The following is a 13,518-nucleotide window of genomic DNA, read 5'->3' as shown; positions in this document are numbered from 1 at the left end:
GCATGGCCTTCGGCGTCAGCCGCCACAGCATCGCCGGCACTATCGGCACGCTCGTCTTTTTTGCCGCATGGGAGGCGCTCAGCTGGAGCGGCCTCGTCAACAACGTGATGCTGCCTGCGCCGAGCACGATCGTGCAGTCCGGGTGGGCGCTGATCGTGGCGGGTGAGTTGCCGCGGCATCTCGGTGCCAGCTTGCTGCGGGCGGCGATCGGTTTCCTCGGCGGATCGGTGCTCGGCGTGGCGCTTGGCGTCGCGATGGCGCAATCGCCGCTCTTGCACGGGACGATCAATCCCCTTATGCAGATGTTTCGCGCCGTTCCGTCGCTCGCCTTTGTTCCGCTAGCGATCTTCTGGTTCGGCATTGGTGAAACCTCCAAGATTTTCCTGATCGCCTGGGGCGTCTTCTTCCCGGTTTGGGTCAATACCTACATCGGCGTCCGCGATGCGAGCCCGCTGCTCGGACGAGCGGCAGCGAGTCTCGGCGCGCGCGGTTGGCGCAACTTCGTTTACGTGGTCATACCCGACGCGCTGCCGTTCATTATCGCCGGGCTTCGCGTCAGCCTGTCGGTTGCGCTGGTCGTCCTGGTTGCGGCAGAGCTGGCCGGAGCGGCGTTCGGGGTGGGTTACCTGATCCAGATGTCGCAGCAGGTATTTCGGGTCGATCAGATGTTCGTCGGGTTGATCGTGCTCGGCGTGATGGGGTTTGCGGCCGATCTCCTCTTCGAACGTACGGTCCGCAAGTTGTTGCCCTGGTACGGCGCCGAGCAGGCCGGGCAGAAGGGCCCGCAAATCGAGCGAGCCTCTGGTCGCCTGGTCGCGAAATAGCGAAAGCAATTTATTGCGGGTGCCAGGTGCCGGGATCGGCTTACAAAGCCTGGCGCTAACAATGCGAGGTGAAGGTGCAACCAATTCAGGTGGAGCTACGTGAAAATTCCACGGCGCTGGCGTTGACCTGGCCGGACTGCGGAACCCGTTTGGTCGCGGCGGAGACGTTACGTCGGGCCAGCCGCGCGGCCAGCGAAATCCGGCGGCTGGTTGACGGCATCGAGCTCCCGATTGTGCCGGGGCTTCACGTCGTTGCCGTCGAGCCCGTTGGGAATTACGCCCTGCGTCTCCATTTCTCCGACGGCCATGACCGCGGCATCTATCCGTGGTCCTACCTGCGCGAACTTGCCGGGCAGCCGTTAACGTGAGGTCGACTCATGGATGAGATCAAAAGTGGCCTGACGGAGGTCGTCTGCGACGTGCTGGTGATCGGCGGCGGCACGGCTGGCCCGATGGCGGCCTACAAGGCCAAGCGCTGCAGTCCGGGCGCGCGTGTCGTGCTGCTGGAGAAGGCGAACGTCAAACGCTCCGGCGCGATCGCGATGGGCATGGACGGGCTGAACAACGCCGTCGTTCCGGGCTACGCCACGCCAGAGCAGTACACCAAGGAAATCACGATCGCCAATGACGGCATCTGCGATCAGGCGCCGGTGTACAAATATGCCTCGCGCTGCTTCGACGTCATTCAGGAGCTCGACCGCTTCGGCATCAAGTTCCAGAAGAACGAAAACGGCGACTTCGACGTCAAGAAGGTGCACCACCTCGGCTCTTACGTGCTGCCGATGCCGAACGGCGATACCGTCAAGAAGGCGCTTTACCGTCAGCTTCGCCGCGAGAAGGTGTTGATCTCCAACCGCTATATGGTGACGCGCCTGCTGACCGGACGTGACGGGCAGATCGCCGGCGCGATCGCGGTCAATACGCGCAGCGCCGAGTTCCTGGTGCTGCGCGCGAAGACCGTCATCCTCTGTGCCGGCGCGGCGGGCCGGCTTGGCCTGCCGCAGTCGGGCTATCTCTGGGGCACCTACGAGAACGCCACAAACTCGGGCGACGGCTATGCGATGGCCTTTCACGCCGGCGCCGCGCTCGCGAATCTCGAATGCTACCAGATCAATCCGCTGATCAAGGATTACAACGGCCCGGCCTGCGCCTATGTGGCCGGTCCGTTCGGAGCCTACACCGCCAACAGCGAAGGCAACCGCTTCATCGAATGCGACTACTGGTCCGGACAGATGATGCAGGAGTTCTACAACGAGCTGCAATCGGGCAAGGGGCCGGTGTTCCTGAAGCTCAATCATCTGCACAGCGACACGATCGGGAAGATCGAAGCGATCCTGCATCAGGTCGAGCGGCCGTCGCGGGGGCGCTTCCACGACAATCGCGGCACCAACTACCGCGAGCGCATGATCGAGATGCATATTTCCGAGATCGGATTTTGCTCGGGTCACAGTGCATCCGGCGTCTATGTCGATGAATTCGCGCGTACCACGGTACCGGGTCTCTATGCGGCAGGCGACATGGCCAGCGTGCCGCACAACTACATGCTCGGCGCCTTCACCAACGGAGCGGTGGCGGGCGAGCATGCAGCGGAAGTGGCTGACAATATCGATCTCGCACAATACGACGCAGCTGACGTCGTGCGCGAGCAGCAGCGGGTGCTGGCGCCGACGCGGCGCGACGACGGCATCCCGCCGAACCAGCTCGAATACAAGACCCGGCGCTTCGTGAATGACTATCTTCAGCCGCCGAAAGTGACAGCGAAGATGAAGCTTGGTCAGGCGCGTTTCGCGGAGATCCGCGACGATATGGAAAGCGCAATGGTCGTGCGCGACGCGCACGAGTTGATGCGTTCACTGGAAGTCGCGTCGATCGTCGACTGCGCCGAGATGGCGGCGTTCGCCTCGCTGTTCCGTACCGAAAGCCGCTGGGGCCTCTACCATCATCGGGTGGAATACCCTGACAAGAACGATGACGACTGGTTCTGTCACAGTATCCTGCGCAAGCGGGATGGTCGGATGACGGCGGAGAAGCGGCCGGTCGCGCCCTACGTCGTTCCGATCGATGAATCCGAGCGCTCGGCCTATGACCGCCAGCGCATCCGACAGCATGCCTGAACAGGTGGATGTCTCATGCCGATTGCCCACACGCCGACCGCCGTTCCAGTCATCGTGGATGACGCCAAATGCATCGCCGACAAGGGATGCACGGTCTGCATCGACGTCTGCCCGCTCGACGTGCTCCGGATCAGCGATCTCACGGGAAAAGCCTATATGAAGTATGACGAGTGCTGGTATTGCATGCCCTGCGAGACCGATTGCCCGACCGGCGCGGTGACCGTCAACATCCCCTATCTGCTGCGCTGACATGACCGTGTTCGAGCCATTCGAGGCGTTCGGAGACCTTGGCGAGATCGCTGAGCGGTTGGCGAGCGAGGATCCGTCCGTACGCCGGCTTGCCGTGCTCGATCTCGTGGAGACCTCAAGTGAGGAGGCGGTTCCGTTGTTGGTGCGGGCTGTCCAAGATGCTGCGCGGGAGGTCAGACAACAGGCGGCGCGGGCGCTCGGTGAGTTCGACGGTATCGATGTGGCCAGGGCGCTGACCGGGGCCATCCTCGATCCGGACGCAGACGTTGCCCGAGCGGCGGCTGATAGTCTGGCTGAACTCCGTGACCCGGCGGCCGGCGATGTACTTCAGCCGCTGGCAACACATTCCTCGGCCTTTGTGCGCGCCGCGATCTTTCGTGCGCTCAAGGCGCTCCAAGTCGATGCATCGCTCGGTCCTGCGATCACGGCGCTCGGCGACAATGATTCCGCCGTACGCGTGCAGGCGGTCGGCGTGATCGGCTATCTCAAGAAGACCGAGACCCTGCCGTCGCTGATCCGTGCGACCCGGGATGAATCTCGCGAAGTAAGGCTTGCGGCGGTCAATGCGCTGTCGTTTGCGCGGAGCGACGTGGCGGCCCAGGCCGCGGCCGCCGCGCTTTCCGATCGGGAATGGCAGGTCAGGGCCGCTGCGGCGGATGCGATCGGGCGGATCGGCCAAGTGTCGGCGGCAACGGCGCTGGCCGGCTCGCTCACTGACAGCTATTGGCAGGTCCGCCAGAAGGCGATTCAGAACCTCGGCAGGCTCCGTGTCCGGGACGCCGTCGGTGCCATCGTCACCTTCCTCGACGACCAGTTGCCTTCGTTGCGCAAGGATGCCGCTGCGGCGCTCGGCGATATCGCCGATCCTCGCGCCCGCGGCGCGCTCACAGCGCATGCCGGCGATGAGGATCCCGATGTCCGAAAGACCGTGGTTTGGGCGCTGGGCCAGATCGGGGAAGACTGATCATTCCCGGAACAGGATCTTCTCGAGCAGATCGACCCGTTTGATCCGGATGACCCCATCCTCAATCGCGATGATGTGCTTGGTCTGGAAGCGCTTTAGCATCATCGTGACCCACTGCCGGGTCGAACCTACCATGGCGGCGATCTGATCGTGCGTCACCTTCCGATTGACGATCACGATGTCGCCGTCGGCTACTCCGTAGAGCTCGGCGAGGTTTAACAGATACTGTGCAAGCCGCTCGATCACCGAACGGGTTCCGAGCATCTGCGCCATCGACGAATAGCACTTGCCCTTGGCGATCAGCCCGTCGATCAGCGCCAGCGCAAAGGCCGGCATCTGCACCAGCAGTCGTTGCAGGGCGGCGCTTGGTAACGCCGTAATCTCGCAATCCTCCATCGCGACTCCGGACCACATGTGCGGCCCGCCACCGGAAATCTCAGGGCCGCCGATGAAATGGCCAGGCGTCCAGTAGGCGAGGGTGATCTCCCGGCCCGACGGCGCGGTGTAATAGACCCGGACCTGTCCCCGCCTGATAACGAAGATGCCGCAGTGGTGTTCGCCCTGGCTGAATACCATGTCGCCTTGCGGAACCAGGATGGTGCGCCCGGCCGCCTGGACTTCTGCCTTCTGTTCGGCCGACAGCCGATCGAGAAAGTGCGCGCCGACGTCGAGCCCGTCGACGCTTTCGCTCATGAACAGCGCGGAATCGCTGCGGGTCGCCGGCGGGGCGGGGATGACTGCAAACGCCTGACGTGTCCGATAGCTCCTGTCCACGGCAGTACCCGCTCGTGCCAACAGGCCGCGTGAATCGGGTTCGGATGCTTCCTTCAGTATCGTCATTCCCGCCGGATTGCTTCGAGCTGTGAAGCCGATAGCTAAGGGTGACGGGAAGGCAAAGTCTACTTCTTTGATAACTCTTCGATGCACTTAGGAAAGGTGATGCGTGAACGGCATCGCATCGAAAGGATTCGTCTGTCGATTGGGTCGCCGCGAGAAAATCATTCAATGCGGCCGCCACTCATCATGATGGGATCACGACGGCAAGCGATCAGTGCGGCGCAATGCAAGTAATTGCTTCAGCCTGCGCAGCATCAGCCCGATAGTGCCCCAGAATTTGCGGGACGGCTGCGCGCCGTCGATCGATAGCCAAGGACAGGCCCGATGATCTCGCGTCATTTTCTGAAGACGACTGCCGCGGCTGCAATTGTTGCCATTGGACTGGCGAGCGTGGTGCACGCTGAAACGATCCGCGTCGCGGTCGGAACGCAGGACACGACCATCAATTGTGCGACGGGCGGCCTTCTGATCCGTGAGCTGAAGCTGCTGGAGAAATTCCTGCCGCATGATGGCAAGTACACGGATGTCACCTACGACATTCAGTGGAAGAATTTCACCAGCGGCGCGCCACTGACCAACGAGATGGTCGCGGGCAAGCTCGATTTTGGTGCGATGGCGGATTTCCCCGGCTCGCTCAACGGTGTGGCGTTCCAAAAGGCCGGTCGTCGCAGCCTCTTTATCAGCGTTTTGTCAGGCAGCACCAAGGGCAGCGGCAACGGCATCGTCGTACCTTCGAATTCCCCGGTGCAGTCGATCGACGACCTCAAGGGCAAGACGATCTCGGTCCCGTTTGCGTCGACGTCGCACGGCATGCTCCTGCGGGCGATCGAGGGCAACGGTTGGAATCCGGAAACGGACGTCAATATCATCACGCAGGCGCCCGAGGTCGCCGGTCCTGCGCTGCAGGCGGACAAGATCGAGGCTCATGCAGATTTCGTTCCATTTGCCGAGCTGTTCCCCTGGCGCGGCTTTGCCCGCAAGATCTTCGACGGCTCGCAGGCGAATACGCCGACCTTCCACGGCGCGCTGGTGAATGCCGAATACGCCGAGAGATACCCGGAGATCGTCATTGCCTATCTGCGTGCTGCGCTCGAGGCCGATCGCCTGATAGCGGCCGATCCTGAGAAGTATAGCGAGCTGATCGCCAAGGTGACGGGCATCGAGGCCGAAGTCGTCTATCTGTTCCATGGGCCACTCGGTCTGCAAACCCGGGATGTGACATGGAAGCCGGAATATCGTCAGGCGGTCGCCACCTCGATCAAGACGCTGAGGTTCCTGAAGCGCACCGACAGCGACCTCGATATCAATCAGTTCGTGACCGACAAATACATCCTAGTCGCAACAGCCCAAAGCGGGCGCGACTATGATGCGCAGTTGAGGAACTACAATCAGCTTGCCCTGAAGGCAAAGGATGCGACGACTGGGGCAGAGATCACGGATTTCAGCCGGACCGCGCAGATTTGGGTCAAAGATGAGCCGCTCGTTCGTCACTACGGCTCGCCTGAGAATGCCTTGAAGGCGCTCGCTGCACTGGAGAAGGAAGGCAGGGCGGTTCGTGTCGTCTATGCCCAGGATCGTGAAACGGGCATCAAGCTGTTCGCGAACCAGGCATGGTTCGTGCGTTCGCCGAAGGGTGATCTCAGTGCGTTCTTGCTCAAGGATGGCGCGGAAAAGTGGTCGAAGGAACACGGCGGCACCGTGGTCGACTATGCCGGTGCCCGCGAATCCCTTGTGGCGAGCCGATGAGCAAGGCAATCGGACGCACCGTCGACTGGTTGCCGGGATCGCGCTGGTTCATTCGCGCGCTGTCGATCGTCACATGTATTGCGCTGTGGCAACTGGCCTCGTCGCAGCATCTGAACCTGGGCGTTGTCACATTCCGTAACGTACCGCCGCCGACGGAGGTCCTGCAGTCCGCCATCGTACTGCTGAAGTCTCCAAAGCTGGTGGCGCATGTCGGCAGCAGTCTGTGGCGGGTGTTTGCGGGATATGGCGCTGCGGTGGTGTTCGGGATCGCATTCGGCTTTGCGATCGGCCGCTCACGTGCTGCGAGCGATCTCTTGTTGCCGCCGCTCGAGCTGCTCCGACCGATCCCGGCGGTCGCCTGGATACCCCTATCGATCCTGATCTTTTCGTCATCGGAAATGTCGATGATCTTCATCACATTCATCGGCGCGTTGTTCCCGATCCTCCTCAATACCGTGCACGGTGTCGCGAATATCGACCGGCGGCTGATCGCGTCCGCGCGCAGTCTCGGTGGCACACCCGCCGCTATCCTCCGGGAGATCGTGCTGCCGGGGGCTGCTCCCAGCATTGTCACCGGGCTTGCCATCGGGATGGGGACATCGTGGTTCTGCCTGGTCACGGCGGAGATGATCTCCGGACAGTTCGGCATTGGCTATTACACCTGGGAGGCCTACACGCTGCAGAACTATGCGGACATCATCGTCGGTATGTTGGTCATTGGCCTCCTCGGAATGGGCAGCAGCTGGCTGTTGACGACGTTGGGCCGTTACCTGATGCCGTGGCAACGTCCTGCGGTCACGCGATGAACATCCGGGTGTCGGATGTTTCGACCAAGGCTGTCGGACGGATCGAGATCGCGCGAATCGCGATTTCCCTCGGAGACGGGGGGGATGCCTTCGAGGCCGTCCGCGATCTCGACTTTGCGATCTCGCCGGGCGAACTCGTTTGTGTGCTTGGCCCATCCGGATGCGGGAAATCGACCTTGCTCGGCGCCCTGGCGGGACATCTGCCAGTGACGCGGGGGCGGTTGACGGTCGACGATCAGCCGGTCGTGGGGCCGAGCCCGGATCGGGGCATCGTGTTCCAGCAGCATACGCTGTTTCCCTGGAAGCGCGTCCGTGAAAATGTTGCGTTCGGCCCGAAAATGCGCGGCGTCGGCAGGAGTGAACGGCATCGCGCCGCAGACGACATTCTGCGGCTGGTCGGCCTCGCCGGCTTCGAGCGATTCTATCCTTCGCAGCTTTCCGGCGGCATGCAGCAGCGGGTCGAGATCGCGCGTGTCCTCATCAACCGGCCGTGTGTCCTGCTCATGGACGAACCGTTCGGTGCTCTGGACGCACAGACGCGCAGCATGATGCAGCAAGTCCTGCTCGATATCTGGACCAGGATTCCGACCACCACGCTGTTCGTGACGCACGATATCGAGGAGGCGCTGTTCCTGGCCGATCGCGTCATCGTCATGAGCGCCCGGCCGGGCTATGTCATCGACGATATCCGCCTTCCGTTCGGCCGGCCTCGTCAGGCCGAGCTGGTGACTGAGTCCGAGTTCGTGCGACTGAAGCGTCACATCCTCAGCCTCCTCAAGCAACGCGGCGGCTCGCCGCCGCTGGCGCGGTTGAGCCCTCTCGGATAACCGTCACGTCGGCCGGTTGCAGCTGCTGGAGCTTAGGTCTCAGCCTCTTCGGTTAAGCGCCCATCATTGCGCCGATCGCCTGCAATCGCGAGCGAACGGCGCCATCGTCGCAGTGGGCAGAGTGCCCTCGGCACGAAGCTGCTGCGGCGGTCCCGGTGGAAGGCGATGAAGAGCATGCCAGAGCAGGTGGTCCTCGGGAGGCGTCACTGGCGTCCAAGCTACTCCGGAGAGTTGGCCACTCGCTGCCAGCTGTTATGCGTGAGCGGAATCGATGGAACGCGAACGGACTCTTGGGAAGTACGCGGTGTCTATTTCACCACCGCGATATAGGTGCGCCTTCGGCGGATTTTGCGGGGCGGTCAGTTGCGGCCCGCTATGCCCCGACTGCCCCACGCTCTAGCGAACGCCGATAGTTCCCTTTTGATCCTGCCATGAACGAGCCCGTCGCCTCGATTTCGTGATGAGCACCAACTACAGCATCAGCAAATCGTTGCTTCCAAGCCTAGATCAAATGCAGTTTCGGAATGAACTCTTTGGTCAAGGCGTAATTGTCTGGCATGTCGCACGTTTGGATGCGAATGAGTTTGCATAGAACGGCTTTGTCGCGAACCTATCCTGCTCGACGGGCGCGCTTTCCTGGAATTTTGTCTCTTTGTTTTTCCAGTGCTTGACATGCTTCTTGCGAAATCTACACAGGCGATAAGATCAGAGCGTCCCCGTGTAGAGGATCAAGTATGGATTTCATGAATTTATCCCGCCGCGCTCTCTTGGCTTTTGGTGGTACGGTTGTGCTTTCGCGCTCTGTTGCCTTCGCGCAAGGGACGCGGACAGCAAGGATTGGATTGGTGCAATCAACGACGGGCGGATCGGCGGCGCTTTACGGCACCGAGCAGAAGCAGGCAATCGAGCTGGCATTCTCCGAGATCAACGCTGCGAAAACGCTCAAGGATATCAAGCTCGAGACGATTTACGCGGATGACGGTGCGGATCGCGGGCAAACCGTCAATGTCTTTCAGCGTCTCATTCGCCAGGACAAGGTTGTCGCAATCCTGGGGCCGACCTTGTCGAACTCGGCGTTCGCGGCCGATCCGATCGCTCAGCAGGCGGGAGTTCCAGTTATCGCAAGTTCGAACACCGCTCCCAATCTGACCAGGATCGGTGATTTCATCTTCCGCACCAGCGTCCCGGAAGATCAGGTGTTTCCGACCGTGCTGCGCTTCGCAGTCAGAAAGCACGGGATCAAGCGCGTCGCGCTGATCTACGGGCTCGACGATGCGCTCACGCGTGGTGCGCACGATGTCCAGAAGAAGGCGGTTGCCGATCTCGGACTCGAGTTGGTCGGTATCGAGAGCTATCAGCGCGGGGACGTCGATTTTTCGGCGCAGCTGACCAAGATCCGCGCGCAGAATCCCGACGCCATCATTCTCGGCACGCTAGCGGAGGAGGCCGCGGCCATTTTGCGGCAAGCGCGTCAGCTCGGCGTCGACAGCAAGGTCGCTTTTATCGGCTGCAACGCCAATATCTCGGCGAAGCTGTTCGAGCTGGCGGGGCCGGCGGCGAACGGCATCATTGTCGGCGCCGCGTGGTACGCAGGTTACGACAGCCCGCGCAGCAAGGCCTTCGTGGAGGCTTACCGGAAGCGCTACGGTACCACCCCTGATATCTACGCTGCCCAAGGCTATGACGCGGCGTATCTCCTTGCCGAGGCGATCCGTCGCGCCGACGACGTTACGAACGGTCGAGCGATCCGTGACAAGCTCGCATCGATCAACGATTTCGAAGGCGTACTTGGGCGCTTCGGCTGGTCCACCGAACGCGACGCGACGGTCCAGCCGAAGGTGCTGATCGGCGACGGCGACGCCAAGGTGTTTGTCGCCGCGGCGGCGACCTGATCGTGCCATGCTTTTGCAACAACTCGTAAACGGCCTTTCGCTGGGGACCGTCTACGCCGTATTTGCCATCGGTTTTACGCTCGTCTTCGGCGTCTTGAATGTGCTCAACCTGTCCCAGGGAGCCGTTTTCATGTGGGGCGCTTATATCGGGCTCGAGGTGGTGCGTACTCTTGCACTGCCTTTGCCGGTTGCCATCCTCGCGGCGGCGGTAACGGCTGGCCTCTTTGGCGTGCTGACTGAGCTGCTGGTCTTCCGGGTGTTGCAGCGGCGTGGAGCGCATCGTTGGATGGGGATGGTGGGGAGCCTCGCGCTCGCCCGTATTCTCATTGGTCTGGCCCAGGAGGTGTTTGGCACACAGGTCGTGCGTTACCCCGACAATGCGCTGGCGGGATCCGCGATCGAGTTTCTCGGGGCTCGGCTGCAGCTTCTGCAACTTGTCGCGATTGTCGCCGCATTTGCGATGGTGGTCGCTCTCGCGGCGCTGCTGCGTCTCACCAATCTCGGGCGGGCGATCCGGACCGTTGCCTTCAGCGAGGTCGTGGCCAGGATCGTAGGCATACCGGTGGATCGCATCCGCATGGCGACCTTTTTCGTTTCCGGCGCGCTCGCCGGCGGCGCGGGCGTGCTGTGGTCGTTGCTGTTCCAGTCGGTGTCGCCGTTCATGGGCGACGGCATTCTGTTGAAGGGGCTCACAGTGTTGATCCTCGGGGGCCTCGGGAATGTCATGGGCGCGCTGGTGGGCGGAATATTGTTGGGGCTTGTCGAGGTTTCGAGCGTCGTGGCCGTCGGTTCGGGCTACCGGGACGCGGTCGGCTTCGGCCTCGTGCTGATCATTCTTTTGACAAGGCCGACCGGCTTATTCGCAACGCGCGAGACCAAACGGGCATGATCGAGTTCTTCAGCGCCTATCATAACGTCATCGATCTTTGCCTGTTGAATTCGATGCTCGCTTTCGGCTGCTTTCTTTTGCTGGGAGTTAACCTGTTCTCGCTGGCCACGGGGGGCCTGATGGCGATCGGTGCTTACCTGTCGATCTGGCTGACGATGCAGCAGGGCTGGTCCTTTGCGCCCGCGCTGACTGCGGCCCTGGTGGCAGGGGCCGTTGCGGCACTCGGCTTGGGTGCCCTCGTGCTACGGCTGCGCGGCGACTATTTCACGATGGCCACGCTAGCGTTCACTGAAGTGGTCCGTATCATTGCCTTGAACTGGGATTCCGTCACCGGCGGCGCGCTCGGCGTGTTCGGCATTCCAAAGCTCACCGAGACCTGGCAGCTCGCACTCCTGTTGACTCTGGTGATCTACCTGGTCTGGGCCGTGCGCAATTCCAGCGTCGGCGAGCGGATGCGCGCGGTGGCTGCGGACGAACTGGCGGTGTCGACCGCGGGACACGATGTGGCGCGCTTCAAGCTCACAATCTTTACGGCGTCGGGGGCGATCGCCGGGCTCGGCGGCGGGCTGGCCGCGCACCTCAACATGTTCGTGGCGCCGGGCGATTTCGGCTTTCTGCGCAGCGTCGATACCGTGATCGCTTCGGTGCTGGGCGGAGCCTGGAGCCCGTTCGGTCCCGTGATCGGGGCGAGCATCCTCACCGTCCTGCCGGAGGCGCTGCGTTTTTCCGCTCAGATGCGGGAAATCCTGATCGGCGCTGCCATGCTTGCGGCAGTACTGTTTCTCCCGACCGGGATCGGTTCCCTGCCGACCTTGCTGCGTCGGAGGATGACATGACGGCGCTGCTGCAGCTGCAAGGTGTTTCGCGTCGCTTCGGCGGCGTAGCGGCGCTGTCCAATGTTTCACTGTCGCTCAGCGCCGGTGTCGTGATCGGGCTGATCGGGCCCAACGGATCGGGTAAGACAACGCTCATGAACATCATCAGCGGTGTCGATGCGCCAACCGACGGAGTCGTGCTGCTCGAGGGGGCGCCTGTTCACGGCTTGCCCGCGAATGTCCTGGCGCGACGCGGGATCTCCCGCACGTTTCAGCATATTCGCCTGATATCCGAGCTGACTGCAATCCAGAACGTGATGCTCGCCCTGCATGCTCCTGAAAGCCGTGCCGTCGACATCCTGTTACGCCTGCCGGGATTGAAGCGAACCGAAGGCCGTCGTCGTGCGCGTGCGACGGAATTGTTGCGGCAAGTCGGAGCAGGCCGCCTCGTGGAAACCGCTGCGGGCGATCTGTCCTATGGGGACCGTCGGCGGGTCGAAATTGCCCGGGCGCTGGCGTCCGGGCCGCGGCTCCTGCTGCTCGACGAACCTGCCGCCGGCATGACCCACAGCGAGCGCGCTGCATTGCGCGATCTGATCGCAGGGCTCCCGGCCCAGGGCGTCACCGTGCTTCTGGTTGAGCACGACATGGACCTGATGATGGGGGTCTGTCACGAAATTCACGTATTGAACCAAGGGCGTCCCATCGCCTCCGGTACGCCCGATCGGATTCGGAATGATCCGAAGGTGATTGAAGCCTATCTGGGGACCGAGGATGCTTGACATTGAGGGGCTTTCCTCGAGCTATGGTGGACCTGCCGTCCTGAAGGACGTATCGCTGCGCGTGGGCGCCGGCGAGATCGTCACTGTGGTTGGTGCGAACGGTGCCGGCAAGACCACTCTGCTCAATACGGCGGCGGGACTGCTGCGCCCGATGGGCGGGAAGGTGCTGCTGGACGGGGCGGCGATCGGCGGGCGTTCGGCGGAAAGGATCGTGCGCGCGGGGCTGTCCCTCGTGCCCGAAGGACGGCAGGTGGTGGCACCGTTGAGCGTCGAGGAAAACCTTCTGGTGGGCGCGTTTGGTCGCACCCGCGGCGGTGCCGCCGATACACTTGCAGCGATCTATCAGCGCTTTCCGCGGCTGAAGGAGCGTCGGCGGCAACCGGCGGGTCTGCTGTCGGGTGGCGAGCAGCAGATGCTGGCCATCGGGCGGGCGCTGATGGCCGGACCGCGCGTGCTGCTGCTGGATGAGCCGTCGATGGGATTGGCGCCCCTCGTCGTGTCGGAGATATTCACGCTGCTGGGCGAGCTGAACCAGCAGGGCATCGCCGTGCTTCTCGTCGAGCAAAATGCACGAAAGGCGCTGGCGCTGGCGGAGCGAGGCTATGTACTCGAAGGCGGCCGGATCGTGCTGCACGGGCCGGCCGGCGAACTCATGAAATCGCCGGCGATCGTCGATGCATATCTGGGCGCTTCGGTTGCCGCGGAGCCTGCGGCATGACGGTCGCAGAATCGGTGGGACCTGAGGGCGTCGGCGCCTCCGTGGCGGCCGCTGC

At 62.5% G+C, this 13,518-nt stretch carries 14 protein-coding genes; 13 read left to right on the top strand and 1 reads right to left on the bottom strand.

All coding sequences use genetic code 11. The features are described from left to right. The first annotated feature begins 2 nt into the window (after nucleotides 1–2). From ACVI1L_RS06585 to ACVI1L_RS06565, 5 genes are all read left to right on the top strand, one after another. Nucleotides 3–824 carry an ABC transporter permease gene (locus ACVI1L_RS06585; protein ID WP_456782553.1) on the top strand — a complete coding sequence of 274 codons (822 nt, stop codon included), beginning with the start codon at nucleotides 3–5 and terminating at the stop codon, nucleotides 822–824. A gap of 74 nt (nucleotides 825–898) precedes the next feature. Next, nucleotides 899–1,192 carry a gamma-butyrobetaine hydroxylase-like domain-containing protein gene (locus ACVI1L_RS06580; RefSeq protein WP_057017471.1) on the top strand — a complete coding sequence of 98 codons (294 nt, stop codon included), beginning with the start codon at nucleotides 899–901 and terminating at the stop codon, nucleotides 1,190–1,192. A 9-nt stretch (nucleotides 1,193–1,201) separates the two neighbouring features. Beyond that, a complete protein-coding gene (locus ACVI1L_RS06575; protein WP_456782552.1) occupies nucleotides 1,202–2,938 on the top strand; it encodes a fumarate reductase/succinate dehydrogenase flavoprotein subunit in 1,737 nt (578 codons plus the stop codon). A 15-nt stretch (nucleotides 2,939–2,953) separates the two neighbouring features. Continuing rightward, nucleotides 2,954–3,187 carry a 4Fe-4S dicluster domain-containing protein gene (locus tag ACVI1L_RS06570; protein ID WP_057017349.1) on the top strand — a complete coding sequence of 78 codons (234 nt, stop codon included), beginning with the start codon at nucleotides 2,954–2,956 and terminating at the stop codon, nucleotides 3,185–3,187. 1 nt (nucleotide 3,188) lies between these two features. Then, nucleotides 3,189–4,151: a HEAT repeat domain-containing protein gene (locus ACVI1L_RS06565; RefSeq protein WP_456782551.1), complete on the top strand. Its 963-nt coding sequence runs from the start codon at nucleotides 3,189–3,191 to the stop codon at nucleotides 4,149–4,151. Here ACVI1L_RS06565 and ACVI1L_RS06560 read toward each other — a convergent pair whose 3' ends face one another. Further along, the gene (locus ACVI1L_RS06560; RefSeq protein ID WP_245311483.1) at nucleotides 4,152–4,844 is read right to left on the bottom strand and encodes a Crp/Fnr family transcriptional regulator; all 693 of its coding nucleotides are present in this window, start codon (nucleotides 4,842–4,844) and stop codon (nucleotides 4,152–4,154) included. Between the two features lie 468 nt (nucleotides 4,845–5,312). On the opposite strand from ACVI1L_RS06560, the gene ACVI1L_RS06555 reads away from it, so the two are divergent. From ACVI1L_RS06555 to ACVI1L_RS06520, 8 genes are all read left to right on the top strand, one after another. Further along, nucleotides 5,313–6,734, top strand: a complete 1,422-nt coding sequence (locus ACVI1L_RS06555) for an ABC transporter substrate-binding protein (RefSeq protein WP_456782550.1) — start codon at nucleotides 5,313–5,315, stop codon at nucleotides 6,732–6,734. Then, complete coding sequence (locus ACVI1L_RS06550) at nucleotides 6,731–7,540, top strand: ABC transporter permease (protein ID WP_456782549.1); 810 nt, start codon at nucleotides 6,731–6,733, stop codon at nucleotides 7,538–7,540. Before ACVI1L_RS06555 ends, ACVI1L_RS06550 begins: the two co-directional genes overlap by 4 nt. After that, the gene (locus ACVI1L_RS06545) at nucleotides 7,537–8,367 is read left to right on the top strand and encodes an ABC transporter ATP-binding protein (protein ID WP_057017353.1); all 831 of its coding nucleotides are present in this window, start codon (nucleotides 7,537–7,539) and stop codon (nucleotides 8,365–8,367) included. Before ACVI1L_RS06550 ends, ACVI1L_RS06545 begins: the two co-directional genes overlap by 4 nt. A 734-nt stretch (nucleotides 8,368–9,101) precedes the next feature. Then, nucleotides 9,102–10,259 (top strand): ABC transporter substrate-binding protein, encoded by a 1,158-nt coding sequence (locus ACVI1L_RS06540; protein ID WP_456782548.1) that lies wholly within the window; start codon nucleotides 9,102–9,104, stop codon nucleotides 10,257–10,259. 7 nt (nucleotides 10,260–10,266) lie between these two features. Further along, nucleotides 10,267–11,148: a branched-chain amino acid ABC transporter permease gene (locus ACVI1L_RS06535; RefSeq protein WP_057017355.1), complete on the top strand. Its 882-nt coding sequence runs from the start codon at nucleotides 10,267–10,269 to the stop codon at nucleotides 11,146–11,148. Further along, nucleotides 11,145–11,984 carry a branched-chain amino acid ABC transporter permease gene (locus ACVI1L_RS06530; protein ID WP_456782547.1) on the top strand — a complete coding sequence of 280 codons (840 nt, stop codon included), beginning with the start codon at nucleotides 11,145–11,147 and terminating at the stop codon, nucleotides 11,982–11,984. The genes ACVI1L_RS06535 and ACVI1L_RS06530 overlap by 4 nt, the downstream gene beginning before the upstream one ends. After that, nucleotides 11,981–12,745 carry an ABC transporter ATP-binding protein gene (locus ACVI1L_RS06525; protein ID WP_456782546.1) on the top strand — a complete coding sequence of 255 codons (765 nt, stop codon included), beginning with the start codon at nucleotides 11,981–11,983 and terminating at the stop codon, nucleotides 12,743–12,745. The genes ACVI1L_RS06530 and ACVI1L_RS06525 overlap by 4 nt, the downstream gene beginning before the upstream one ends. Continuing rightward, nucleotides 12,738–13,463, top strand: a complete 726-nt coding sequence (locus ACVI1L_RS06520) for an ABC transporter ATP-binding protein (protein ID WP_057017358.1) — start codon at nucleotides 12,738–12,740, stop codon at nucleotides 13,461–13,463. Before ACVI1L_RS06525 ends, ACVI1L_RS06520 begins: the two co-directional genes overlap by 8 nt. Nucleotides 13,464–13,518 lie beyond the last annotated feature (55 nt).

The sequence above is a fragment of the Bradyrhizobium sp. USDA 4516 genome (assembly GCF_054055915.1).
Note: the sequence above shows the minus strand (reverse complement) of the source record. Positions and strands in the feature narration are given on the sequence as shown.